The organism is Glutamicibacter nicotianae, from assembly GCF_016907615.1.
Classification (GTDB): Bacteria; Actinomycetota; Actinomycetes; order Actinomycetales; family Micrococcaceae; genus Glutamicibacter; species Glutamicibacter nicotianae.
On record NZ_JAFBCH010000001.1, the window covers coordinates 1593017 to 1616519 of the forward strand.

Sequence of the window (23503 nt, forward strand, 5' to 3'; positions counted from 1 at the left end):
AGATACGGCATGATTAATGACATGCCACGTTCCAACCGCCCGCGCCGCTCGAAGAATTCACGACCTGCCAGAGGCCGGAACTCCGGATCCGGCCACGGCTACGGGGATGACGAGCAAGAGTACGGAGCGGACCAGGAAGAGTGGATGCAACGGGCCCGCTTCGGCGTGGTGCTCCGCCAGGATGCCCCGGATGGGCAGTGGCATGTCCGCAAGATCGCGCCGCTGAACGCCAACAAGATCTACACCTGCCCTGGGTGCCACCGCTCCATCGGCGTGGGCGTGGCCCATGTGGTCGCCTGGCGGGCGGATCACTGGTCCGGGGATGAAGCCGCGGCCAATGCGCGCCGCCACTGGCATCCGCACTGCTGGGAAACCCGCTCCTACCGCTACTAGGACGAGCCTGCGGAGTCAGTCTGCTAGCGGCGGTCCTGGCGTGCGATGAATACCTCGCGCAACAGGATCATGGCGCTGGCAGCTACCGGAATGGCCATCAGCGCACCGGTGACCCCGGCCAGGCTGCCACCGGCAATCACCGAGATCACGGCGACCGCGCCGGGCACTGCCACCGCACGGCGCATGATGCGCGGCGAGACGAAGTAGGCTTCGATTTGCAGGTAGCCGAAGTAGCAGATGGCATAGATCAGCGCGGTTTGCCACCCCAGGGACAGGGTCACCAAGGTGACCAGCACACCGGCGATCACGCCACCTACCAGTGGGATGAAGGCCAGCAAGGCCACCAGCAAGGTGAGCAGCGCGGTGAACGGAACGCCCAGGATGCTCATCAGGAGCAGCGCCACCAGGCAGTTCAGTATCGCGACGGTGGCTTGGCCCATGACATAGTTGCCTACCGAGCGGGTGATGCGCACGGTCAATTCCGAGACGCGCTCGCGCTTGGAGCGAGGGGCCAGGCGCAGCGAGAAGCCCATCATGCCCGGCAGTGACGCCAGGAAGTAGATGGCCAGCACCAGCACGATCAGCACGCCGAACATCGACTGCGCGACGGTTTGCGAGACGCCCAGGACACCGCCGAAGACATTCGTTACGGCGCCCGAGTCGCCAAAGAAGCGGTCCACCTCGGTAGTGATGCGCTGGGAGATTGCATACTGGCGGTCGATTTCCCTGACCCATTCGCTGTTGAGGAAATCATCGACGATTTCAGGCGCGCGCGTGATGAAGGCCGTGATCTGATTGACCAGGGTGGGGATGATCAGGGCCATGAAGCCGCCGAAGATTGCCAGCAGGCTGACCATGGTCGCGCTCACGGCCAGTGGACGGGAGAGCCCCTTGCGCATCATGAAGCGCACAATCGGGTCAAGGCCCAGGGCAATGAACAGCGCAATGGCAATCCAGGTCATCAGCGAGCCGACATTGGTCAGCAGGTAGTAGCCGCCCAGGGCGATGCCGACCCCGATGGTGCCCAGGAAGCCCATGGAAATCGGGTGCAGCGCAGGAATCGGTTCGGGGGAGCCCTCCAGCGGCTGCTCGGGTTCCTCGCCGAGGGCCGCGCCGCGCTGCGGGGCGTTGAGCAGCTTGCCCACCCGGTCGGCGAGCTTCCTGGTCCAGCCCTCGCGAGCTGCAGCGCCGCCCGATGGCGCAGAATCGGGATAGCGGGGGACCGGCGTGCCCTCTGATGGGGGTGGCGCTGGCTGGGAATTCGCCTGATGAGGCTGGGAATGCGCTGTGGATTCCGGGCCTGGGGTCTCTGGTTCCACGGAGTGCTCAGGTGCGTGCGATTGCTCGTCGTGCGCGTGCTGAGCGCGATGCGGGCGCGGGTGATCTGGCTCCATGGGTCAGAGCATATCGCGCATTGGAGTCTATTAAGTGGTTCAAGACACCACTCAATTGCGGTGTTGAGGCAGTTCACAGGCACGGATCGGAACCATGATCCGCCGTAACTCGTTAGACTTGTCGAAGAACAGCTGTGAGACGTAGGCGAATAGGTGAACTTGTGCGAAAAGTAATCTCCGTGATCGCGATGCTGCTGGGGGCCGTGGCCCTGGTGGTCGGCATCGGACAGAAGACCTTTTGGGCGCCGCCCGAAACGGTGACCGCGACCATGCCGCAACTATCCGGTGAGGCCCCGCTGACCCTGATTGAATCCTCGGTCAACGACCCCAAGCTGGATCCGGTGGAACTGGTGATCAAGTCGAAGGGTGAATTCACTGCATCCTTGGGACGCGATTATGATGTCGAGGCGTGGATCGGCGATGCCGCGCACGTATCGGTCACCGGCATCGACACGACCAACCACAAGATGATTGCCGAATACGCCAAGGGCGAAGCCGAAGTGCCGAACCCCGCCGGCGATGACATCTTCTTCGACTCGCAGACTGCCGAGCAGACCATGACCTACCGCTGGACCGCTCCGGATTCCGGCGACTGGTCCCTGTTGCTGGCCGCCGGCGGAAAGGATGCCGCTCCAGTGGACATCTCGGTCACCTACGCCAATGACGACGCCATGCCGTTCGCCCTGCCGCTGATAATTGCCGGCGCGCTGCTGCTGGTCTTCGGACTGGCCTTGCTGGCCATGCGCCCGGGCAAGGCGAAGACCGGCTCGAACACCCAGCACTCGGTCGCCGCCGTGGCAGTTGTCGCCCTGGCCATCTCCGGCGTCTCGCTGCCGATGGCACCGAGCGACGGGGACAGTGCCAAGGCCTCGGAATCGGCGCAGAAGTCCGAAGAAGCGAAGTCCGAAGAAGCCAAGTCCGACGAGGCCAAGGGCTCCGAATCCGCCGCTTCCTCGGAGGAGGAAGCGGCCAGCTTCCCGGTGATCACCGAAGAGCAGCTCAAGCGCGTGCTGGCCGATGCCCAGAAGCAGATCGCCAAGGCCGATGAAAAGAACGATTCCAAGGCCCTGGAACAGCGCAGTGCCGGTGCTTTCAAGTACCTGCGCAACAAGCGCTACGACATGCTCAAGGAAGAGTTCAAGGTCGACAAGCCGATGGCGCTCACGACCCAGGTGATCCGCTCGGCCGCGGTGCCGAATGCGACTGAAGCGAAGTTCCCGCGCGTGATCTCCGTGGTGACCGCGAAGAACAATGACGCAGATACCCTGCCGCAGGCGCTGACCCTGGTGCAGGCCAATGCCCGCGAGAACTTCAAGGTGGTCTTCGCCGGACAGATGCTGCCGAACTCCACCTTCCCGGGCATCGCGGTGGGCGATCCGTCGACCAAGCAGCTGAGCGCCGACGCCGAAGGCCTGCAGATGACCCCGAAGAAGGCGCTGGAAGCGCTGGGCAAGGTCCTGACCGATCCCAAGGCCAAGGACAAGGGCAAATTCGCGGAGTCCGACTTCATCAAGGCGGTGCACGCGGCCCAGAAGGATGAGTCCAAGGAAGCTAACGAGGCAAACGTCAAGTACAAGCGCTCGGTCACCGAGGGAGACACCAAGGTGGTCTCCACCCCGGATGGCGGCGCGATTGTCACCGGCAAGCTGAACAACAAGGCGCTGTTCGTCCGCACCGAAGACGCCGAACCGCTCAAGAGCACCGACAAGCTGACCGAACAGTTGCTGGGCTCCAGCTCGTCGAACGGCGACGTCGAGAGCACCTACGCCGAACCCGTGATGTTCTACCTGCCAGCCGATGGTTCCAAGGACAAGATCCAGCTGATCTCGGCAAGCCAGGTCCTGCTCGATGTGAAGGAAGTTGACTAATCCCCATGACTGATCAGAACATCCCTTCGACCCGCGGTGCGGTGGATCTCTCGGCGCTGGCCAACCACGGCCCGGAGGCAACCGGCAGCACCCCAGCCGGTGCCGCCAGCTGGACCACCAGCCTGGACGAGGCCGCGTTCCAGCAGTTCGTCGGCCTGTCCCAGCAGGTGCCCGCCATCGTTTCCCTCGGCTCGCCGCGCGTGCAGGTCTCTGCAGATCTGGATGCGACCCTGCGCAAGCTGGTGGATGCCAAGGGCGGCAAGTTCGTCCTCGGCCTCGTGGATGCCGAAAGCTACCCGCAGATCGCCCAGGCCTTCCAGGCGCAGCAGATCCCGATGGTGGTTGCGCTGATCAAGGGCCAGCCGGTGCCGCTGTTCCAGGGGCCTGCCGAAGAAGCGCAAATTGCCCAGGTTTTCGCGCAGCTTGAACAGCTCGCCGTGCAGCAGGGCATGAGCGGCACCGCCCCGGCATTCTCCGGGCAGGCCGGCCAGGCCGAGCCGGAACTGCCGCCGCTGCACCAGAAGGCAGTCGACGCCATCGATGCGGGGGACTACGCCACCGCCGAGGCAGCCTACCTGGAAGCGCTGAACGAAAAGCCGAACGACAAGGACGCGCAGGTTGGTGTGTACCAGGTCCGCTTGCTCTCGCGCACGCACAACCTGGATCTGAACAAGGCCCGCGAGCAGGCCGCGCAGAACCCCGAGGACATCGCGGCGCAGCTGGATGTCGCCGACCTGGATGTGGTCGGCGGGCATGTCGAGGACGCCTTCGCTCGGCTGGTCTCGCTGATCTCCAAGCTGGCAGATGAAGACCGCGAGCGGGTGCGCCGCCGCCTGATCGAGCTCTATGCGGTCATTGGCAATGCCGACCCACGCGTCGCCGCCTCGCGCCAGAAGCTGGCCCGCGTACTCTTCTAGGCTGATGCCGAAGCGCTGAAGCGCACAGCCAGAAAGCCGCGGTCTGGAATATTTCCCGGGCCGCGGCTTTGTCTTGCCTTCAGGTTTAATTCCAAAGGATGATGTGTTCTGACTTGGGGCATTGCTAGCCTTAAACTATGAATCAGATCGCACTGGACATCCGGTCTCTCGCCAAGCAATTTGGCGCCAAGATTGCCGTGAACAACGTCAGCCTGCAAGTTCCCGCCGGTTCATTCTATGGGCTGGTCGGGCCCAATGGCGCCGGAAAGACCACCATGCTCTCGATGGCTACCGGTTTGCTGCGCCCGGATGCGGGTCAGGCGGTGGTCAACGGCGTGGATATCTGGGCCGACCCGCACGCCGCCAAGTCCACCCTGGGCGTCCTGGCCGATGGCGTGCGCCAATTCGATCGGCTCACCGGCCGGCAGCTGGTGACCTATTCCGGGCTGCTGCGAGGTATGGACCGTGCCGAAGTTGCCCAGCGGACCGAGGACCTGCTGCGCGTGATGGACCTGCTGGACGACGGCGACAAGCTGGTGGTGGACTACTCCGCCGGCATGACCAAGAAGATCGCCTTGGCTACCGCGATGATCCATTCGCCAAAGCTGCTGGTGCTCGATGAGCCCTTCGAGGCAGTGGACCCGGTCTCGGCGGCGAATATCCGCGACATCCTGAACAACTACGTGGAATTCGGCGGCACCGTGATCGTTTCCTCGCATGTGATGGACCTGGTCCAGCGCATGTGCACGCACGTGGCGGTCATTTCCGATGGCATGCTCAAGGCGCAGGGCACCGTGGACGAGGTCCGCGGCGGCATGAGCCTGGAAGACCGCTTCGTCGATCTGGTGGGCGGCCGCGCCAATAACGAGGGGCTGTCATGGTTGCGCACGTCCTAAGCCTGAAACTGCGCTTGCTGGCCAACGGATTCAAGCGCTCCATCGGCCAGCTGATCGGCGTCATCATCGGCGGCCTGTACGCGCTGGGCATGATCACCATGCTGACCTTGGCCGTGTGGTTCGCCGCTGACGAGATCCCTTTCCAGGGCGAAATCTTCACCCTTATCGGTTCGGCAGTGGTGCTGGGCTGGGCCATCATCCCGCCGCTGCTGACCGGCGTCGACCTCACCCTGGAACCGTCGCGCTTCGTCCAATTCGGGATTCCGGAAAAGACCCTGGGCCCGGCCCTGGTGCTGGCCGGCTTTATCTCGATTCCTGCGGTGCTGACCGTTCTCGGCCTGCTGGGCGCCTCGCTGATGTGGCGAAGCGATGCAGGTGCGCTGATGCTGGGCCTGCTGGCTGCGATGGCGACCGCGGTGATGGCGATCCTGCTGTGCCAGTACCTGGTGATCATGGCAACCGCGCTGCGGGCCAAGCGCCGCTTCCGCGAATTGACGTTCGCGCTGCTGTTCCTGCTGCTCGTCGGGCTGGGTCCGATCATGGCTTCGGTGTTCTCCGCGGCAGAGTCCATGGGCGAATGGATCCATCCGCTGTCCACGGTGCTCGGCTACACCCCGCTCGGCGCCTTTGCCGCTGTTCCCGGGGCCTATGCCTCGGCGCTCTACGGGCAAATGGCCATCCACCTTGTGCTAGGTGCGGCCTACCTCGGCGGGCTCTATGTCCTGCTGGCTCGCGCCACCGCAAAAGCCGCGATTACCCCGCCGCCGCAGCAGCGCGCTGCCACGGCCAAGGGGCTGGGCTTCTTCAAGCTGCTGCCGGCAACGCCGACCGGCGCCGTCGCCGCCAGGGCACTGACCTATTGGTTCAAGGATCCGCGCTACGCCGTGGGCGTGCTGATTGTGCCGGTGCTTCCATTGCTCTTCTGGTTCACCGGCAGCCAATCCGGCAACTACACGATGATGTATCTGATGGGGCCGTTGATCGGCATCTTGCTGGGCTTTTCCATATCCGCAGATATTTCCTATGACAACACGGCCTTTGCACTGCACGCATTGACCGGCATTTCCGGCCGGGCCGATCGCGCTGGACGGGCGCTGTCCTGCTTCCTGATTGGCATCATTCCGGTCCTGGCGGCCGCGATCCTGCCGGGCCTGGTCGCTGGTGAGCTGTGGCGCATCCCGGGTGATCTGGGCTTGTCGCTGGCCGCGCTGTTCGTCGCGTTGGGCGTTTCCTCGGTGTCTTCGGCCCGCTACACCTATGCGGTGCCACTTCCGGGCGATAACCCGATGAAGACCCCTCCTGGCAGCGGCATGCGCATGGCGCTCACGCAGCTGGGCATCATGCTCACCATGGGACTCTTGCTGATCCCGGTGCTCATTCCCTACGCCATCGGCTGGTTCCAGCACTCGCAGGTCTTGGGCTTCATCACCCTGGGTGCGGGCTTGGTTCTGGGCATCGGACTGGTGTTCGCCGGCATTGCCCTCGGCGGCAAATGGTATGAGAAGCGCACTCCAGAGTTGATGCAGTCGGTCATGCTCAACAAGTAGGCAGGGCAGCTGGAACGGCATCCTGGGCCGTCCGGCGGGAAGCAATTTCCCGCCGGACGGCCTTCTTCCTGCCCTGGTGCAACAAGGTTCACAGGATATTGGCCGGTGGCGTCCAAGCCGGGGAAATCCAAATCAAACTGGATGGCAGTCATTCGAGAAGATGCAGGAAAACGTTCCCTGACCTGAAGATATGAAGCGGAACATGGAGCTTCGCAGGCAACAGCGGCAAAGTCAATGTGGACAAGCTCCCATGCCTGCTACGCGGACAGCAGGGGCAATCCGTACTAGACTTGAAGGCATGGTGGAACAGTCTGAAGAAACCCGCGGCGGCACTGCCACGATTGAACGTACCGAGACAACCCAGAGTGTCGAGGCCGGAGATCACGAGCGCTTTGCCCACTATGTGCAGAAAGAAAAGATCATGGAGTCGGCAATGACCGGCGAGCCAGTGATCGCCCTGTGCGGCAAGGTCTGGACCCCAGGCCGAGATCCGCAGAAATTCCCGGTATGCCCCGAGTGCAAGGAAATCTACGATTCCTTGATGGGGTAGTGCTGCGAATGAACTAGCACTACTTCACACGATGCACGCGGCCGGGAAAAGGTAAATGACCGAGACACTCTTTGATTTTGGCGACAAGCTTCCACTAGAAGACAAGCTTCCGGTAGCGTACCCGGAACGCGCGGCATGGGGAACCGGGCCGAAGCTGCGTGCCTGGCAGGCCGAAGCCCTGGCCTTGTACTTTGACAAGGAGCCCAGGGACTTCATGGCAGTGGCGACCCCTGGCGCCGGCAAGACCACCTTTGCGCTGCGCCTGGCCAAGGTGCTGATCGACTCGGGCAAGATCAACCGCATGATCGTTGTCGCGCCGACCGACCACCTGAAAAAGCAGTGGGCGGATTCGGCAGCGCGTGTGGGTATTGCCCTGGACCCGAACTACAAGAACTCCGACGGCCGGCACGGCTCGCATTACATGGGCGTCGTGGTGACCTATGCCCAGGTCGCGCTGAAGCCTGCCGTGCACCGCGCGAAGACCGAGGATGCCCGCACCCTGGTGATCATGGACGAGGTCCACCACGCCGGTGATGCGCTGAGCTGGGGCGACGGCATCCGCGAGGCATTCGAACCTGCCACCCGCCGACTGGCCCTGACCGGTACCCCGTTCCGTTCCGATGCTGCACCGATTCCCTTCGTGCAGTATGTCGATGAGGGAGACGGTATCCGCCGGTCCAAGGCCGACTACACCTACGGCTACGGCAACGCCCTGGCAGACCATGTGGTCCGTCCGGTGCTGTTCATGGCCTATTCGGGCAATATGCGCTGGCGAACCGCCGGCGGCGAGGAGATGGAAGCAAACCTCGGCGAGGGCTTCACCAAGGATGTCACCGCCCATGCCTGGCGCACCGCGCTGGACCCGCACGGGGACTGGATTCCCTCGGTGCTGCAAGCCGCTGACCGGCGCCTGTCCGAGGTGCGCCGCACCGTGAAGGACGCCGGCGGCCTGGTCATTGCCACCGACCACGAGGACGCGCGCGGCTATGCTGCCCAGCTCGAAGCCATCTGCGGCGAGAAGGTCACCACCATCCTGTCCGATGACCCCAAGGCATCGCAGAAGATCGACGAATTCTCCGCGTCCGATGCGCGCTGGATGGTCGCGGTGCGCATGGTATCCGAAGGAGTGGACGTGCCGCGCTTGTGCGTCGGCGTCTATGCGACATCCACCTCCACGCCGCTGTTCTTCGCCCAGGCGGTGGGACGCTTCGTGCGCAGCCGCAAGCGCGGAGAAGTGGCCTCGGTGTTCCTGCCCTCGGTGCCGATCCTGATGGCCTTGGCCAACGAGATGGAAGTCGAACGCGACCACGCCTTGGACCGAGAAGGCTCCAAGGACGAGGACGGCCTGGACGATTCGCTGCTGGAAGCGGCGAACAAGGAAGAGAAGGCCAGCGACGAGCTGGCACGCAACAAGTTCGAAGCGCTGAACTCGCAGGCTTCTTTCGATCGCGTGCTCTTCGACGGTGGCGAATTCGGCACCGGTGCCGACATCGGCAGTGAAGAGGAACTGGGGTTCCTGGGCATCCCGGGCCTGCTGGATACCGAGCAGGTTTCCGAGCTGCTGCGCAAGCAGCAGACCAAGCAGATTTCCAAGGGCACCACCAAGCCCGAACCGGTGTCCGATCACCGCCGCATGATGGAGCTGCGCACGAAGCTGTCCAAGAACGTCTCGGCATGGGCTGCCCGGACCGGCACGCCGCATGGGCAGATCCACAACAAGCTGCGCAGCATCTGCGGCGGGCCTGCTGTGCCGCAGGCGACAGCTGACCAGCTGCAGGCGCGCATCGACAAGCTGCAGGACTGGTTCGTCGGGCGCAAGTAGTTTCCGCGAAAAAACGGCTTGGCGCTGACCGGAGAATTCGGTCAGCGCCAAGCCGTTGTGGTTTTCAAGCCAAGGATCAGCCCAGCGACAGCACCGTGACGCCGGCTGCGCGCAGTTTCTCGCGGATCGCTGGCAGATTCTCCGGCGAGACCGCTGCGGTCAGCGGGGAAATGATGGTGGTGGTGAACCCTGCTTCCACCGCATCGAACGCGGTGGCCTTCACGCAATGGTCAGCGGCAAGTCCCACGACATCCACCGAAGTGATGCCCTTGGCCTTGAGCCAGTCACCGAGCAGTTCTCCGCTTTCATCGGCCTTGTCCGCCGAAGGATCCAGTTCCCGGGCTTCGAAGCCGGAATAGGCCGCGGCGAAACGCCCCTTGGCGAAATGCGCGTCGACTGGCACGTGCGCGAGCTGCGGATGCAGCGCTGCGCCAGGAGTGCCGGCGACACAGTGCACCGGCCAGGAATCAATGAAGTCCGGGTTCTGAGAGAAATGATCGCCCGGCTCGATGTGCCAATCCTGGGTGGTCACGATGGCCGAGTAGGAATCGCGGCGTTCGGCAATGTCCGCGGCAATGGCCGTAGCTACAGCATTGCCGCCGGTTACCGCGAGGGCACCGCCTTCGCAGAAGTCCGGCTGGACATCAATGATCAATAGGGCTCTGCTCATCGTTGCCTCCCTGGCTAGTGGATGTAGACCTTGGACAACTGCGGACCGCAGGATCCTTGAATCTGGATTCTACGTTCCGCAGCTGAGTTTTTCGTGTGTTTGGCTAGTCCTGGATCATGACGGTCGGGATGACCGGTTCGCCGCGCTGCATCTTGCGGGCCACGCCCGGCAGCTCCTGGACCGATGCGTGGTGGCGCTCGGTGGCGCGCTTGACGCCGGCAGCGCCGACATGGGCCTGGTCGATCTCGCCGTTGCGCACCAGCGGGACAACCAGGTCGCGCTCGGGGCCACCGGTGGTGTACTCGGAGGTGGAGACGATTTCGGCGACGGCGCGGTTGCGCTCGTTGAGCTGGCGCACCGCATACTTGCGGCCGCCCACGCTGGCCTTGTTCGCCGCGGCCTTGGCCACGGGAATCCATTCGCCCGCATCGTCCTGGCGGGCCACCAGCTTATAGACCATGGACGCGGTCGGGTGCCCGGAACCGGTGACCAGGGCCGTGCCCACGCCGTAGGAGTCCACCGGAGCGCTGGCCAGGGCGGCAATCGCGTACTCGTCCAGGTCCGAGGTGACGGTGATCTTGGTGTTCCAGTTGCCCAAATCATCGAGCAGCTCGCGGACCCAGCCTGCCTGCTGCACCAGGTCGCCCGAGTCGAGGCGGACGCCGCCCAGCTCGGGACCGGCCACCTCGACGGCGGTGCGTACGCCGTTCTCGACGTCGTAGGTGTCGACCAGCAAGATGGTGTCCTTGCCCAGCGAGGCAACCTGCGCTTCGAAGGCGGCGCGCTCGGTGTCGTGCAGCAGGGTGAAGGAGTGGGCCGAGGTGCCAACGGTTTTCAGGCCGTAGCGTGCACCGGCTTCCAGGTTCGAGGTCGAGGAGAATCCGGCAATCATGGCGGCGCGCGCGGCGGCCACCGCTGATTCCTCATGGGTGCGGCGCGAGCCCATCTCGATGCAGGGGCGCTCGCCTGCCGAGGCGATCATGCGCGAGGCGGCCGAGGCAATGGCCGAATCATGGTTCATCGCCGAGAGCACGAAGGTCTCGATGACGCAGGCTTCGGCGAAGGTCGACTCCACGGTCAGCAGTGGCGAGTTCGGGAAGTACAGCTCGCCCTCGGCATAGCCGGAGATGTTGCCGGTGAAGCGGAAGTTCTCCAGGTATTTGATGGTCTCGGCGTTGACCACCTTGTTGTCGCTGAGGAAACGCAGCTGCTCGTCATCAAAGCGGAAATCTGCCAGGCCTTCGAGCACGCGGCCAGTGCCTGCGACCACGCCGTAGCGCCGGCCTTCGGGCAAGCGGCGTGCGAATGCCTCGAAGACTGATGGGCGGTGCGCCGCACCGGATTCCAGCGCTGCCTGGAGCATGGTCAGCTCATAGTGGTCGGTGAAGAGACTGGTGCGCATGTGACGCTCCTGATGATCGGAAAAGGCCTTGTGCGGCTGCTTGGGAAAGCAGACCCGTTTTACTGTATAACGGCTCACGCCCAAGGTGATATTTGCCGTGTCCGGTGTTGCGTTCAGCTTCCGCGCGTAAAATGGTAACCATGACCGCAATGCCCGATGTACTTTCCGAATTTGAAACCCTGGTATCCCAAGACAAGCCATGGCGCTTGGTCGTGTGGAATGATCCAGTGAACTTGATGAGCTACGTATCCTACGTGTTCCGTTCCTACTTTGGTTTCAGCCCGGAAAAAGCTGAGAAGCTCATGCTGCAGGTGCACCATGACGGCTTCTGCACCGTGCGCAGCGGCAGCCGCGAAGCCATCGAATCCGATGTGCAGGCCATGCACGGGTTCGGACTGAACGCAACCATGACCCAGGGAGCCTGAACGTGGCCAAGGCCTTCAAGAACGGTTCCAAGGGCATTACCGGCACGCTGCATTCGCCCGAACGCAAGCTGATCCGCGAACTCTTCTCCGACGTCATCGAAATGCTCGAAGAACGTGCCCGGCTGCACCAGCTGCCCGAGGACATCGACCCGCTCTACGCCCTGACCGGCATGCGGCCCGAGTCCATGGATTTGCCTCCGATTGCCGATCCGGCACTGGCCAGGCTGCTGCCCGATGCCAGCGACGACGCCGTGGTGGCTGCCGAGCATCGCCGGCTGACCGAAGCCGATACGATCGCGCAGAAGGTTGGCCGCCTGCGCGAAGCCCAGCTGCTGCTGGAAACCGACAAGCTTGTGCTGGACAAGGACGCCGCGGCGCGTTTCGCCCAGGCCCTGAACGACGTGCGCCTGGTGCTCGCCGAGCGCCTTCAGATCCGCAGCGAAGAGGATTCGGCCCGCGTCGCCGAGGTGCTTGATGCTTCCGAGGTGGAAACCCCCGAGGAATACATGTCCCTGGTGTACAACCTGATCTCTTGGGTGCTCGATACCTTGATGGGCGCGCTGCTGGATGCGGAGTCCTGAGCCCATGAATTCCTACTTTGCCACCGGGCAGGTCTCCGCCCCGGACGCCAATACTCCCATTGGCATCTTCGATTCCGGTGTTGGCGGGCTGACCGTGGCCCGCGCGATCATCGACCAGCTGCCCGGCGAATCGCTGATCTATGTGGGGGATACCGCCAACTCTCCCTACGGTCCGCTGCCTATCGCCCAGGTGCGGGCCAACGCCCTGGGCGTCATGGACGAACTGGTGGATTCCGGGGTGAAGCTGCTGGTCATTGCCTGCAATTCGGCCTCCGCAGCGGTGCTGCGCGATGCCCGCGAACGCTACACCGCGCGCTATGGCATCCCGGTGGTCGAAGTCATCCAGCCGGCGGTCCGCCGTGCCGTGGCCGGCACGAAGAATGGCAGGATCGGCATCATCGGCACCCAGGCGACCGTGGGCTCGCGCGCCTATGAGGATGCTTTTGCCGCTGCCCCGAACCTGCAGGTATCGACCGTGGCCTGCCCGCGTTTCGTGGAGTTCGTGGAATCCGGCATCACCGCCGGCGCCGAGCTGCTGGAGATCGCGCAGGAGTATCTGGCGCCGCTGCAGGCCGCCGAGGTGGACACCCTGGTGCTGGGATGCACGCACTACCCGCTGCTCACCGGCGTGCTCTCCTATGTGATGGGGGATTCGGTCACGCTCGTGTCATCTGCAGAGGAAACGGCGAAGGACGTTTTCCGGGCGCTGACCCGGCATTCGCTGGTGCGCAACGACGGCGCCGCGGCGCGTCATGAGTTCCTCGCCACAGGCAACGCTGATAGTTTTGGTGTACTGGCTCGCCGTTTCCTCGGACCCGAGGTGCTGCAGGTGCGCCACGTGGACCATGTAGCCGCCCACTATCCGACCGGAGCCATCTCGCGGATCACTCCGCAAATGATTGCCGCGTCGAAAGCGAGTAACGAATGAAGCTGACCATCATCGGATGCACCGGGTCATTCCCAGGGCCGGGATCGCCCGCGTCCTGCTACCTGGTGACGGCCTTTGATGGCACCCGCGACTGGAAGATCCTGCTGGATCTGGGCTCCGGGGCTTTGGGCGTGCTGCAGCGCTACACCGATTTGAAAGACATCGACGGGATCATGATTTCCCATCTGCATCCCGACCACTGCATGGATTTGTGCGGTTTGCATGTGGCGATCCGCTGGGATCCTGACGGCTGGGGCCGCGAGAGGATGCTCGTGCACGGCCCGGAAGACACCGCCGAGCGCATCGAGACTGCCTACTCGCTGCCTGACGGCGACACCATGGCCAAGGACTACGACTTCCAGGTCTGGAAATCGCTGAAGCCGGTGAATATCGGACCGTTCACCATCACCCCGTACCCGGTGCGCCACCCGATCAAGGAAGCCTATGCCCTGCGCGTGGAAGCGCATGAACCGGGCCCCGACGGCGAGCTGCTGACCAGCGTGCTGACCTATTCCGGGGATACCGACAGCTGCGATGGCCTCGTGGAAGCCGCCCGCGGCGCCGACATGTTCCTGTGCGAGGCGGCCTTCGAGGAAGGCCGCGATGACCACATTGACGGCGTGCACCTGACCGGGAAGCGCGCTGGCGAGATGGCCGCCGCCGCCGGTGCCGAGCGCATGCTGCTCACCCACATTCCGGTATGGACCGACATCAACAAGGTGGTTGAAGAGGCCAAGGAAACCTACAGCGGCGGCATTGCCGTTGCCGTATCCGGCGTAACCTACGGCGTGTACTCCGGCAGCCTGAAGGAAGACAAGGACCCGACCCTGTTCAAGGGGGATCGCGGTACTGACTACCTGAAGACCCGCACCGGATCCATGCCGACCATCAAGTACGAGAAGACCCGCAAGTTCCCGCTGCTCAAGCGCAAGAAGTAGGTGCGCGGAACAGTCTCGACGCACGGAACGAAAGCACCGGCGAGAAGGGGTAATCCTTCTCGCCGGTGCTTTGCTCTGTTCTGCAGCGGATCAGTGAGTGCCGTGCTTAGCGCCCCACGGTTTGTCGTACTTGCTGGCCAGGCGGGTCAGCGTCAGTGCGGCAACGAGCAGTCCCACGTCCCGCAGGGCGACATCGAGGAAGATGCCCATCGAGACCAGGTTGATGATGATGCCCAGCAGCCACAGGGCGAGCACATAGCTCGCATAGCGCGGCTTGATGATCATCGATGCGGCGGCAGCCAGTTCCACCAAGCCAACCACGTGCATGGCGGTTTGCGCGGAGAACGGCAGGATGGCAATGACCCACGGGGCCAGGTAGTCCGGCCAGTAGGCCATCACGTTCGCGAACTTGTCCAGTCCCATGAGCAGGGGCAGGACGACAAATCCAATGCGCAGGATCCAGAATGCGCTCATCGACGGGTCGGTGCTGACCCGTTCAGCTGTTGTTGCCCGGATGTGCGAGAGCGGATGCTTCTCGCTCCATGAGGCGCTCATGGCGATCACCCTCCAAAGATTTGAACTTGCACCAAGATGCGGTCATCGAATCGCTCAAAGATCCGGTGCGGCGCCAGCTGTTCGAGTTCATTTCGCAAAGCACGCAACCGGTAGGACGCGAGGCGGCAGCCAAGGTCGCGGGAATCAGCCGGACCCTGGCGGCCTACCACCTGGACCGGCTGGCCACCGCCGGATTGCTGGCCGTGACCTTCGCCCGGCCTGAAGGAAGAACCGGGCCCGGCGCCGGGCGCACGGCCAAGCTCTACGCGCTCGCCCAATCCGAAGTGTCGGTGAGCCTGCCAGCGCACAACTACCGGCTGCTGGGCAGCTTGCTGGCGCAGGCGGCCAGCGCCGACACCTCGGGGGCCGTGCTCGCTGCGCTGCATCAGGCAGCACGCGGCGAAGGCAGGAAACTCGGCCAGGGCGGCGACGGGCTCGTGCCGCTGCTCGATGAGCTGGGCTATGAGCCCGAAGTGGATGAGCACGGGGAAATATCCATGCGGAACTGCCCATTCCACCAGATCGCCCAGCAGCAAACCGAAATGGTCTGCTCGATGAACTACGAACTGGTTTCCGGCGCCGTGGAAGGTTGCCAGCTGGACTGCGGCAGGGCCGAGCTGAGCCCGCAGTCTCGCCGGTGCTGCATCGTGGTGCATCCGCACTAGCGGCCGCGAACGGCTCACGAGGTGCATTTCACCGTAACGCGCGGCGCCGCCCGTGCGGATCGCGGGGCGCACGTGGTTAGGATGGAACCATGACTTTACGCGCTGACGGCCGAGGAGCCGCGCAACTTCGAGACATCACCATCACCCGCGGCTGGTCCGCTCAGGCCGAAGGCTCGGCCCTGATCGAATTCGGCAACACCCGCGTGCTGTGCACCGCTTCCTTCACCGAGGGCGTGCCGCGCTGGCTCAAGGGCGAAGGCACCGGCTGGGTCACCGCTGAATACGCGATGCTCCCGCGCGCCACCAACACCCGCAACTCCCGCGAGTCGGTCAAGGGCAAGCTCTCCGGCCGCACCCACGAAATCTCCCGCCTGATCGGCCGCTCGCTGCGTGCCGTGGTCGATACCAAGGCGCTGGGCGAAAACACCATCGTGCTGGACTGCGATGTCCTGCAGGCCGACGGCGGCACCCGCACCGCAGCGATCACCGGCGCCTACGTGGCGCTGGCGGAAGCAATCTCCTGGGCCCGTTCGCAGGGCATCGTGAAGCCCGGCGCCAAGGTGCTGACCGACTCGGTGGCAGCAATCTCGGTGGGCATCATCGACGGCATCCCGATGCTGGATCTGCCCTACGAGGAAGATGTCCGCGCCGAAACCGACATGAACGTCGTGGTCACCGGATCCGGCGACTTCGTCGAGGTCCAGGGCACCGCCGAGGGCGTGCCCTTCAAGCGCGAAGAGCTGGATGCCCTGCTGGATCTGGCTCTGGGCGGCACCAACGAGCTGGCCGAAATCCAGCGCGAGACCCTGAACAGCACCAAATGAGCAAGCCGGTACTGGTCCTCGCCTCGCGCAACCAGGGAAAGCTGCGCGAATTGCGCGAACTGCTGCGCGGAAAGGTCCCGGGCCTGGATGTCGACACCCAGGTCATCGACGCCGCCACCGCGGGGGCGCCCGACCCGGTCGAGGACCAGGTCAGCTTCGCCGGCAACGCGCTGAAGAAGGCCCGCGAGATCTCGGCATCCACCGGCCTGGTGGCGCTCGCCGACGATTCCGGCCTGAGCGTTGATGTGCTCGGGGGAGCCCCGGGCATCTTCTCGGCCCGCTGGTCCGGAGTGCACGGCAACGACGAAGCGAATATAGATCTGCTGCTCGGCCAGCTCGGCGACATTGCCGCCGAGCATCGCGGAGCGCAGTTCGTCTGCGCCGCGGCGCTGGCCGCCCCTGGGGGAGCCGAGCACGTTGAACTTGGCAAGGTCGAGGGCGTGTTGCGCACCGAGCGGGCCGGCGAGCATGGCTTTGGCTATGATCCGATCTTCGAACCCGCGGGGGCCGACAAGTCCATGGCCGAGCACACTCCGGAGGAAAAGAACGCGATCTCGCATCGCGCTCGCGCCTTCGCCGCCTTGCTGCCTCGCATCATCGACGAGGTGACCAAGGCCCTGGCCAAGTAGCACCAAGGCCAAGGCCGCAGAACGCCGGCACATCCAATTCAGGATGTGCCGGCGTTCTTGTGCTCAGCGCTGGAGCTTCTCCCCGTAGTACGCCCTGGCCTGGTGCGGCCGGTCATCGAATTCGGCCACCAGGTACTGGGTTCCGCAGGCGCGGCACTCCCATTGCGATGGAGGCCCGAAAGGCATCATGCATCCAGCGGTGACGAACTCCTCGTCATCGGGCTCGAAGCTCGGCATTCCCCAGATGACCTTCCGCGGATTGCGTTCCCCGCAGGCGGGGCAGGCAGGCTTCGCGTAGTTGCGCAGCCGCTGCAGCGTTGGCTGGTGGGCCATCTGGTGGCAGTCGCCGCACAGCAGCACCAGTTCATCCACGTGGTCCTGGATCTCCCAGCGCAGGCTGTCCTGGTGCGCCTGCGGCAGGTGGATCTGTGGCCGGGCAGAGATGTCCCGCTCGCAAATTTCGCAGGCCAGCGGCTGGTCCGGCGCGCTGCGCTGGAGAATGGCAGCAACGCCCAGCACCCGGTTGGTCTTGGCCGGTTTCGACGGCGAGCACGCGCCCGCGGTGACGAAGATCGGGCGCGGGCGTTGGAGCAGCTCCCGGATGCCGTCCAGAACCTTCTCGGCCAGCGAATCGTCTAGGTACTGCGAATGCCGTGGCAGCTTCTCGCCGATCATGGACTCGATGTCGGCCACCGAAATGGGATCAGTGAAGGTCGCCAATGCAGTGAAAGTGAGCTTTCCGGGTTCCTCCGAACTGGCGATTTCCAAGCTGGCAACCAACGCCGGAGTGCTCTCCAATGCCGTCAGGATCAGGTCTCCCGCTTGCATGGTTTCCGGCAAATTCCAGAGGTAATTCTGGTTCACTTGCCCCAGAGCTGCAGCTGATTCCAGGGGCTTGGCCTGTCGGCACCAGTAGACCGACTGGCCTGGTTCGCGGACCAGCAATCCGGGTTTCACTGCCCCAAGCTTCGGTCGGCGCAGGGGATAGTCGTCGATGATGCAGCTGGGACGGTGCCCGGCATAAGCGCGTTCGGTCTGGATCCTGGTGATCAGTTCACGTCGGCTCTTACGCGCAATGTCTTCACCGCTGCAATCGGGGAAGTACGCCTTGAACAGCTCGAGTAGAACTTGGCGGTCCAGCGCTCCAAGAAGCTGATCTGGTATCTCAAGTCGGTTGAAATCTTCTTGCATGGTCCCTCCCATAAATGCCTGCAACACGAGGAGGGCTGTTGGCCTCCAAGTGCGCGATCGCAATTTTCCGAACCAGACCTGGCCAATTTTTCGCTGCCCGCGCCCGTGTTCCACGGTTTCGGGCTGGGCGTACAACTCTCCCGGTCGGGCGTTTCCAATCAGGGCTTCACCACTGTGAACGCAGCATCGATGGTGCGCGTGCAGGGATACCCTTTTTGGCAAGTCCCAGCTTAGATGCCGTGGCGGACAGTATGGAGCCCCTAATTTCCATGGGAATTCTGCCGCTCCGTACTTGCGCAGAACTTCCCGAGGTTCTATGGTTAGTTACATGAGTAACTAACCCACTAACTAACCTGGTGGGGATGAGCACGGGGGGGAGCCAGCATGATTGATGATTCAAAACCGATCTTCATGCAAATTGCTGAGCTGATTGAGAACGACATCATCTCTGGTGTTCTGGCGGAAGAAGCGCAAGTTCCATCAACCAATGAATTCGCAGCGTTCTACCGGATCAATCCGGCCACCGCAGCCAAGGGAATCAACCGGCTCGTGGAAGACGGGCTGCTCTACAAGAAACGGGGAATCGGCATGTTCGTCACCGAAGGAGCACCGCAGCGGCTGCGAGCGCAACGCCGCGAGAAATTCCAGCAGCAATTCATTGCGCCATTGACCGCAGAAGCTTACAAGCTGGGCATTGGCGTGGATGAGCTGGTCGCCATGATCAAGACCGGCTCGGAATCTTGAAACATCTCTACAGCACAGGGAGGAACGACATGCCACGCACGACAGCAATCGCCACACGCGAACTGAGCAAGACCTACAAGGACGTGAAAGCGCTCGACAACGTCACTCTGGATCTGGAGCCGGATCGGATCTACGGGCTGCTTGGACGCAACGGAGCCGGCAAGACCACGCTGATGTCCATCCTGACCGGGCAGAACTATGCAGACCACGGCACCGCCGAAATCTTCGGCCACGCCCCGTTCGAGCATGATCCGACGCTTTCGCGCATCTGCTTCATCCGCGAATCACAGAAATACCCCGATGACTTCAAGGTCCACCAGGCATTCGAATCCGCAGCCTTGTTCTTCGAGAACTGGGACGAGGATCTGGCCCAGGAGCTCGTCGAAGCGTTCGCGCTGCCGATCAAGCGGAGGATCAAGAAGCTTTCCCGAGGGCAGCTGTCCGCGGTTGGCGTTATCATCGGCATGGCCTCGCGGGCCGACATCACCTTCTTCGATGAGCCCTACCTCGGCCTCGATGCGGTAGCCCGGCAGATCTTCTACGACCGCCTTGTCGAAGACTTCGCTGAATACCCACGCACCATCGTGCTCTCCAGCCACCTGATCGACGAAGTCGCCAACCTTCTTGAACACGTCATCGTGATCGACAAGGGGCAAATCGTCATCGACTCGGATGCCGAAGAGCTGCGCGGCACGGCGGTCACTGTCACTGGTGACGCCGCCAAGGTCCAGGAATTCATCGGCACCGCGCAGGTACTGCATCGCGATGCGCTCGGCGCCCTGGCCAGCGTCACGATCAAGGCCAAACTGGATGCGGACCAGCGCGAGCAGGCGAAACTCATGGGCCTGGACCTGAGCCCCGTGTCGCTGCAGCAATTGGTGGTGCGCAGCGCATTGAGCGGCACCACGGCACAAAGGACAGAAGAACGGACGGAGGCAAGAAAATGAACCGCGTCATCAATGTTGCCCGCATGCAACTGATCAACAAGGGTACCTTCATCGGAATTCCGCTGATCATCCTGGGTGCATCATTCCTTTTCACCCTGGCCATCTGGTGGCTGGTCCGGCGCAACGGCGGAGACGGGGCAATGTACAGCGGCGGCGCCCAAGCGCCCATGTGGTACTTCCTGGCCCTGGGAATCCAGTCGCTGACGTTGACCTTCCCGTTCTCCATGGCCATGAGCATTTCGCGGCGTACCTTCTATCTGGGCACCGTGGCACTGTTCTCCGTATGCGCGCTGGCGCTCTCGGTGTTCTACTACCTGATGGGACTGCTGGAAGTTGCTACCGATGGTTGGGGCATGGGCGGACGGTTCTTTGCGCTGCAATGGATTGCGGATAACAACTGGCTGGTCCAGATCCTGTTCTACTTTGTGCTGATGGTGCTGCTGTTCATGATCGGATTCCTGGCAGCGACCATTTACATGAGGTGGCGCACCACTGGCATGGTGGCATTCTTCATCTGCTTGGGTGTGCTGGTGCTGGGGTTCATCGCCCTGTTCACCTTCACCAATTCCTGGGGCGAGTTCTGGAGCTGGGCACTGACCTGGACCGCCGCTGGGGTGACCTCGTGGGGCGGTATTGTCGCCCTGCTGATGGCTGGCGGCTCCTATCTCACCTTGCGCAAGGCTACCGCGTAGCCCGTCTGCTGGCCGGGTCCAAGATCATGAAATGAGCGCTGGTTTCTTTTCCATTCGGGAGGGAAGCCAGCGCTTTTTGCTATTCTTCAATCACTGTCGGCGAAGGCATTGGAACAGCCAGTGCCGTGGTGGCAGTGGAGTAAGCCAGGAGTACAGCCATGAGCGCTACGCCCACCGGAAACCGCACCGCGCACGGCGCGCTGGAATTGCGCCGCGTGTTCACTGAATCCCCGGGGAGGATCTGGCGCTATCTGGCCGATTCCGAGTACTTGGCGCTCTGGTTCGGTTCCTGGCACGGGGATCCGAAAAGCGGCGCCGTCGAGGTAGTGCTGCTGGCCGAAGAGGAAGCGCCCACCGAACGCGTGGAGATCTTGCAGTGCGATCCGCGCACGCGACAGCTGCAGGTGCGCACTGGAACCGGCGATTCGGTTTGGCAGCTGGAGCTGAAGGTAGAGGCATCGGGCCAGGGCAGCTGCCTGGTCTTCCAGATGCCGGGGCTTGACCCGCAGCAGGCCGGGTCCATCGGGCCGGGCTGGGAGTTCTACCTTGATCGGCTGGCCGCGGCGGTGGACGGAACCGACGTGGGGAGCGTGGTCTTCGAGCCCGATTACTATCCCGCGCTCAGCGAGTACTACGAGAAATTGTTCCGCAGCTGACTTCCGGGCACACCAAAAGCGAGGTTGCCGGTTTCGAATGTGAGATGCCCTGCCTCTGGCTTGCGCCGCGAGGGCCGGCAATCAATTGATAGCCGCAGGTCAATTCCGGGACTGCAGTGAATTGCCACCACGGCATCGCCCTGCGAAAACCCTGCAACGCACGGCGCGCGCGTCACACCCATGCCAGTGCCAGCGATAAAGCGAGTAAGCTATTGGGCGTGGCATTGGACTTCACAGCAGTAGATTTTGAGACAGCAAACGGTTTTATCGGCTCCGCCTGCTCGGTGGGCCTGGTCAAGGTGCGATCCGGGAAAATCGTCGAAACCGAGCAGTGGCTCATGCAGCCGCCGGCCGGATTCGACCACTTCGACCCGCGCAACGTCTCGATCCACCACATCACCCCGGACATGGTGAGCGCAGCGCCACGGGTTACCGACAAGATTCCGCAGCTGCTGGAATTCATCGGATCCGACGTACTTGTGGCCCACAATTCATCTTTCGATTCGGGCGTGATCCGCGCGGCCAGCGAAGCCGGCGAAGTCGCCGTGCCGGAAATCGCGCACCTGTGCACCGTCAAGCTCTCCCGCAAGGCCTACGACCTGCCCAGCTACTCGCTGCCCTTCGTTGCCGAGGAAGCCGGGCACCCGATCGAGAACCACCACGAAGCGCTGGCCGACGCCGAGGCCTGCGCGTGGGCGATGATCGACATGTCCCTGCGCAGCGCACAGCCCTCGGTGCTGGAAACCGCAGACCACTATGGCGTCCGGCTGAGCCTGACCCAGGCCTGGCAGCCAGGCGACGATCTGTCCCGCGCCACCCGCGACGCGCAGGGCTGGCTGGCCGCAGGCAACCCGCTGCCGCCGCAGGATGCCTTCAGCAACTGGCCGCAAGAAGGCCCGAACCCCAAGCCGAGCGAGAACGCTGATCCAAGCCACCCGCTGTTCGGCCAGATCATGGTGTTCACCGGCAACCTGTCCATGCCGCGCCCCAAGGCCAAGGAACTGGCGGCCGAGCACGGAGCGCAGACCGCCTCGCGCGTCACCCGCGCCACCACCGCGCTGGTGGTCGGCGACGGCTTTGTCCCGGAGGACCTGGCCACCGGGCGGCTGACCAACAAGGCCAAGCACGTGCTGCGGCTGCGCGAAAAGGGCCAGCGGGTCAGCATCATCTCCGAAGGAGAATTCATGCAGATGGTGGGCGGCTTCGGGCTGACTGCCTAGCAGCCAAGAAAAGCAGAAAAGAAACCTCCGGCCGGCACAGATCGCTCTGTGCCAGCCGGAGGTTTTTCATGCTTCCCTTCGGGCGCCTAGACGAGCAGCGCCATCCAGCGGTCATGCAGCTCGGAGATGATGTCATCCAGTGCGCTGGCGGGGCGCTCGCCGACAGCTTCGGTGCCGTAGACGGCGGCCAGCAGCGCAACAGCGTAGGCATCCACCTCGGGATCCCTCACGGCTGCTTCCTCGGCGGCAGCCGCCGGGGCTGCTTCCACGTCCGATGCGCCGTCCGCTTCGGCCGTCTGCTCGCCGAAGTAGGCGTCATAGGCTTCCTGTCCGGGCAGCGAGATGTTCTCGCCGATCTTGGTGGCGACCTCGCGCAGCGCATCGGCCGATGGGCCTTCGAGGCCATCGAGCAGCGCGGCCCATTCTCCGGCAGATGCCTCGGAGCGTTCCATGGCCGAGCGGATGATCTTCGCGGCGGCCACGGCGGTCTTGGCCGCCTGGCTGTCATGGGTGAGGAAGGCCGCCGAACGGGCCAGCGTCTCGGTGGTGCCCAGCGGGACCCGGGCCAGCAGCGCGGTCACCGCGGCGCGCGGCAGCACGCCGGTGGAGTCGGCGCCGGCACCGGTTGGACGCCCGGGCTGGCCCATGTCGGGGCTGTCCAGGCCGGCCAGGTTCTGCGGATCGCCGTCGTGGATCTTCTCGAAGATCTCGACGTTGGAAAATTCCTTGTCGATCCAGCGGCCCAGCGGTTCCGGGGTGCGCTCCGGGAAGGAACCGGTGATCTTGCGGTAGCCGCGCAGGGCAGCAAGCCACATGCAGGCCGCTTCGTCGCTGGCTACACCGTCATGGGCCCATTCCAGCGCTTCGAGCAGGCCGTCGGCCAGGTAGAGCGGGAGGATTTCGGTGGCTCCGGGATCAATGTCGTCACGGGCGTGGGTTGCGCCATCGGCCAGGCCGAGGAGGATCGCAAACACCTTGTCTGAGTAGTTCTCTGGCAGGAGTGCAGTTTCACCGGTTTCATTCACAACCCCCATTCTAATGTCCAAGTT

Annotated in this window: 24 protein-coding genes and 1 pseudogene; 19 read left to right on the plus strand and 6 right to left on the minus strand. The window is 63.5% G+C overall.

From position 1 onward, the window contains the following. Positions 1-21: 21 nt before the first annotated feature. On the plus strand, positions 22-393 hold the full coding sequence (locus JOE62_RS07720; protein WP_204721616.1) for an Rv1322 family protein: 372 nt from the start codon (positions 22-24) through the stop codon (positions 391-393). Positions 394-416: 23 nt separating this feature from the next. Here the strand turns inward: JOE62_RS07720 and JOE62_RS07725 are convergent, their stop codons facing one another. Beyond that, positions 417-1787 carry an AI-2E family transporter gene (locus tag JOE62_RS07725; RefSeq protein WP_204721618.1) on the minus strand — a complete coding sequence of 457 codons (1371 nt, stop codon included), beginning with the start codon at positions 1785-1787 and terminating at the stop codon, positions 417-419. 161 nt (positions 1788-1948) lie between these two features. Here JOE62_RS07725 and JOE62_RS07730 point away from each other — a divergent pair, with 161 nt between their 5' ends. From JOE62_RS07730 to JOE62_RS07755, 6 genes are all read left to right on the plus strand, one after another. Beyond that, positions 1949-3655: a hypothetical protein gene (locus JOE62_RS07730; RefSeq protein ID WP_204721620.1), complete on the plus strand. Its 1707-nt coding sequence runs from the start codon at positions 1949-1951 to the stop codon at positions 3653-3655. A 5-nt stretch (positions 3656-3660) separates the two neighbouring features. Further along, on the plus strand, positions 3661-4572 hold the full coding sequence (locus JOE62_RS07735; RefSeq protein WP_204721622.1) for a co-chaperone YbbN: 912 nt from the start codon (positions 3661-3663) through the stop codon (positions 4570-4572). Between the two features lie 137 nt (positions 4573-4709). Beyond that, positions 4710-5468: an ABC transporter ATP-binding protein gene (locus JOE62_RS07740; RefSeq protein WP_204721624.1), complete on the plus strand. Its 759-nt coding sequence runs from the start codon at positions 4710-4712 to the stop codon at positions 5466-5468. Beyond that, on the plus strand, positions 5450-7015 hold the full coding sequence (locus JOE62_RS07745) for a transporter (protein ID WP_204721626.1): 1566 nt from the start codon (positions 5450-5452) through the stop codon (positions 7013-7015). The genes JOE62_RS07740 and JOE62_RS07745 overlap by 19 nt, the downstream gene beginning before the upstream one ends. A gap of 298 nt (positions 7016-7313) precedes the next feature. Beyond that, positions 7314-7565, plus strand: coding sequence for a DUF3039 domain-containing protein (locus JOE62_RS07750; RefSeq protein ID WP_038990501.1), 252 nt, complete (start codon positions 7314-7316; stop codon positions 7563-7565). A 55-nt stretch (positions 7566-7620) separates the two neighbouring features. Further along, on the plus strand, positions 7621-9387 hold the full coding sequence (locus tag JOE62_RS07755) for a DEAD/DEAH box helicase (RefSeq protein WP_204721628.1): 1767 nt from the start codon (positions 7621-7623) through the stop codon (positions 9385-9387). A gap of 76 nt (positions 9388-9463) precedes the next feature. Here the strand turns inward: JOE62_RS07755 and JOE62_RS07760 are convergent, their stop codons facing one another. Both JOE62_RS07760 and JOE62_RS07765 read right to left on the minus strand, forming a co-directional pair. After that, on the minus strand, positions 9464-10057 hold the full coding sequence (locus tag JOE62_RS07760; protein ID WP_204721629.1) for an isochorismatase family protein: 594 nt from the start codon (positions 10055-10057) through the stop codon (positions 9464-9466). 103 nt (positions 10058-10160) lie between these two features. Next, positions 10161-11459, minus strand: a complete 1299-nt coding sequence (locus JOE62_RS07765; protein WP_038992074.1) for a nicotinate phosphoribosyltransferase — start codon at positions 11457-11459, stop codon at positions 10161-10163. Between the two features lie 140 nt (positions 11460-11599). Between JOE62_RS07765 and clpS the strand changes: the two genes are divergently transcribed. From clpS to JOE62_RS07785, 4 genes and pseudogenes are all read left to right on the plus strand, one after another. Further along, positions 11600-11884, plus strand: a complete 285-nt coding sequence (clpS, locus tag JOE62_RS07770; RefSeq protein WP_038992076.1) for an ATP-dependent Clp protease adapter ClpS — start codon at positions 11600-11602, stop codon at positions 11882-11884. A gap of 2 nt (positions 11885-11886) precedes the next feature. Continuing rightward, on the plus strand, positions 11887-12465 hold the full coding sequence (locus JOE62_RS07775) for a DUF2017 family protein (protein WP_204721631.1): 579 nt from the start codon (positions 11887-11889) through the stop codon (positions 12463-12465). Positions 12466-12469: 4 nt separating this feature from the next. Further along, the gene (murI, locus tag JOE62_RS07780; RefSeq protein ID WP_038992079.1) at positions 12470-13393 is read left to right on the plus strand and encodes a glutamate racemase; all 924 of its coding nucleotides are present in this window, start codon (positions 12470-12472) and stop codon (positions 13391-13393) included. Next, a pseudogene (locus JOE62_RS07785) lies at positions 13390-14184 on the plus strand (MBL fold metallo-hydrolase); the annotation flags it as partial. The gene murI and the pseudogene JOE62_RS07785, both read left to right, overlap by 4 nt. Positions 14185-14421: 237 nt before the next feature. Here the strand turns inward: JOE62_RS07785 and JOE62_RS07790 are convergent. After that, positions 14422-14886, minus strand: coding sequence for a hypothetical protein (locus tag JOE62_RS07790; protein ID WP_239543267.1), 465 nt, complete (start codon positions 14884-14886; stop codon positions 14422-14424). Positions 14887-14912: 26 nt separating this feature from the next. Between JOE62_RS07790 and JOE62_RS07795 the strand changes: the two genes are divergently transcribed. The 3 genes from JOE62_RS07795 (at position 14913) to rdgB (ending at position 17004) form a co-directional block, all read left to right on the plus strand. Continuing rightward, entirely contained in the window at positions 14913-15551 is a 639-nt protein-coding gene (locus JOE62_RS07795) for a helix-turn-helix transcriptional regulator (protein ID WP_204721633.1), read from the plus strand. A gap of 89 nt (positions 15552-15640) precedes the next feature. Next, entirely contained in the window at positions 15641-16375 is a 735-nt protein-coding gene (gene rph, locus JOE62_RS07800) for a ribonuclease PH (protein ID WP_141358788.1), read from the plus strand. Beyond that, the gene (gene rdgB, locus JOE62_RS07805; RefSeq protein WP_204721635.1) at positions 16372-17004 is read left to right on the plus strand and encodes an RdgB/HAM1 family non-canonical purine NTP pyrophosphatase; all 633 of its coding nucleotides are present in this window, start codon (positions 16372-16374) and stop codon (positions 17002-17004) included. The genes rph and rdgB overlap by 4 nt, the downstream gene beginning before the upstream one ends. Positions 17005-17067: 63 nt before the next feature. On the opposite strand, the gene JOE62_RS07810 is transcribed toward rdgB, so the two are convergent. After that, positions 17068-18195, minus strand: coding sequence for an HNH endonuclease signature motif containing protein (locus JOE62_RS07810; RefSeq protein ID WP_204721637.1), 1128 nt, complete (start codon positions 18193-18195; stop codon positions 17068-17070). A gap of 384 nt (positions 18196-18579) precedes the next feature. Between JOE62_RS07810 and JOE62_RS07815 the strand changes: the two genes are divergently transcribed. The 5 genes from JOE62_RS07815 to JOE62_RS07835 all read left to right on the plus strand — a co-directional run bounded on the left by JOE62_RS07815 (position 18580) and on the right by JOE62_RS07835 (position 22454). Continuing rightward, positions 18580-18939: a GntR family transcriptional regulator gene (locus JOE62_RS07815; RefSeq protein ID WP_204721639.1), complete on the plus strand. Its 360-nt coding sequence runs from the start codon at positions 18580-18582 to the stop codon at positions 18937-18939. Between the two features lie 29 nt (positions 18940-18968). After that, positions 18969-19886 carry an ABC transporter ATP-binding protein gene (locus JOE62_RS07820; RefSeq protein WP_204721641.1) on the plus strand — a complete coding sequence of 306 codons (918 nt, stop codon included), beginning with the start codon at positions 18969-18971 and terminating at the stop codon, positions 19884-19886. Beyond that, positions 19883-20578, plus strand: a complete 696-nt coding sequence (locus JOE62_RS07825; RefSeq protein ID WP_204721643.1) for a hypothetical protein — start codon at positions 19883-19885, stop codon at positions 20576-20578. The genes JOE62_RS07820 and JOE62_RS07825 overlap by 4 nt, the downstream gene beginning before the upstream one ends. A 158-nt stretch (positions 20579-20736) precedes the next feature. Then, complete coding sequence (locus tag JOE62_RS07830; RefSeq protein ID WP_204721645.1) at positions 20737-21234, plus strand: SRPBCC domain-containing protein; 498 nt, start codon at positions 20737-20739, stop codon at positions 21232-21234. Positions 21235-21452: 218 nt separating this feature from the next. Then, a complete protein-coding gene (locus tag JOE62_RS07835) occupies positions 21453-22454 on the plus strand; it encodes an exonuclease domain-containing protein (protein WP_204721646.1) in 1002 nt (333 codons plus the stop codon). An 86-nt stretch (positions 22455-22540) separates the two neighbouring features. On the opposite strand, the gene JOE62_RS07840 is transcribed toward JOE62_RS07835, so the two are convergent. After that, positions 22541-23479, minus strand: coding sequence for a hypothetical protein (locus tag JOE62_RS07840; protein WP_204721648.1), 939 nt, complete (start codon positions 23477-23479; stop codon positions 22541-22543). Positions 23480-23503: the final 24 nt, after the last annotated feature.

Bases quoted from the DNA above. Each gene is read 5' to 3' on its own strand.
- JOE62_RS07740 (WP_204721624.1), top strand. From the start codon at position 4,710: ATGAATCAGATCGCACTGGACATCCGGTCTCTCGCCAAGCAATTTGGC.
- JOE62_RS07825 (WP_204721643.1), top strand. From the start codon at position 19,883: ATGAACCGCGTCATCAATGTTGCCCGCATGCAACTGATCAACAAGGGT.
- JOE62_RS07815 (WP_204721639.1), top strand. From the start codon at position 18,580: ATGATTGATGATTCAAAACCGATCTTCATGCAAATTGCTGAGCTGATT.
- JOE62_RS07830 (WP_204721645.1), top strand. From the start codon at position 20,737: ATGAGCGCTACGCCCACCGGAAACCGCACCGCGCACGGCGCGCTGGAA.
- JOE62_RS07735 (WP_204721622.1), top strand. From the start codon at position 3,661: ATGACTGATCAGAACATCCCTTCGACCCGCGGTGCGGTGGATCTCTCG.
- murI (WP_038992079.1), top strand. From the start codon at position 12,470: ATGAATTCCTACTTTGCCACCGGGCAGGTCTCCGCCCCGGACGCCAAT.
- JOE62_RS07745 (WP_204721626.1), top strand. From the start codon at position 5,450: ATGGTTGCGCACGTCCTAAGCCTGAAACTGCGCTTGCTGGCCAACGGA.
- rdgB (WP_204721635.1), top strand. From the start codon at position 16,372: ATGAGCAAGCCGGTACTGGTCCTCGCCTCGCGCAACCAGGGAAAGCTG.
- JOE62_RS07820 (WP_204721641.1), top strand. From the start codon at position 18,969: ATGCCACGCACGACAGCAATCGCCACACGCGAACTGAGCAAGACCTAC.
- JOE62_RS07755 (WP_204721628.1), top strand. From the start codon at position 7,621: ATGACCGAGACACTCTTTGATTTTGGCGACAAGCTTCCACTAGAAGAC.
- JOE62_RS07720 (WP_204721616.1), top strand. From the start codon at position 22: ATGCCACGTTCCAACCGCCCGCGCCGCTCGAAGAATTCACGACCTGCC.
- clpS (WP_038992076.1), top strand. From the start codon at position 11,600: ATGACCGCAATGCCCGATGTACTTTCCGAATTTGAAACCCTGGTATCC.
- JOE62_RS07760 (WP_204721629.1), bottom strand. From the start codon at position 10,057: ATGAGCAGAGCCCTATTGATCATTGATGTCCAGCCGGACTTCTGCGAA.
- JOE62_RS07790 (WP_239543267.1), bottom strand. From the start codon at position 14,886: ATGAGCGCCTCATGGAGCGAGAAGCATCCGCTCTCGCACATCCGGGCA.
- JOE62_RS07725 (WP_204721618.1), bottom strand. From the start codon at position 1,787: ATGGAGCCAGATCACCCGCGCCCGCATCGCGCTCAGCACGCGCACGAC.
- JOE62_RS07810 (WP_204721637.1), bottom strand. From the start codon at position 18,195: ATGCAAGAAGATTTCAACCGACTTGAGATACCAGATCAGCTTCTTGGA.
- JOE62_RS07765 (WP_038992074.1), bottom strand. From the start codon at position 11,459: ATGCGCACCAGTCTCTTCACCGACCACTATGAGCTGACCATGCTCCAG.
- rph (WP_141358788.1), top strand. From the start codon at position 15,641: ATGACTTTACGCGCTGACGGCCGAGGAGCCGCGCAACTTCGAGACATC.
- JOE62_RS07750 (WP_038990501.1), top strand. From the start codon at position 7,314: ATGGTGGAACAGTCTGAAGAAACCCGCGGCGGCACTGCCACGATTGAA.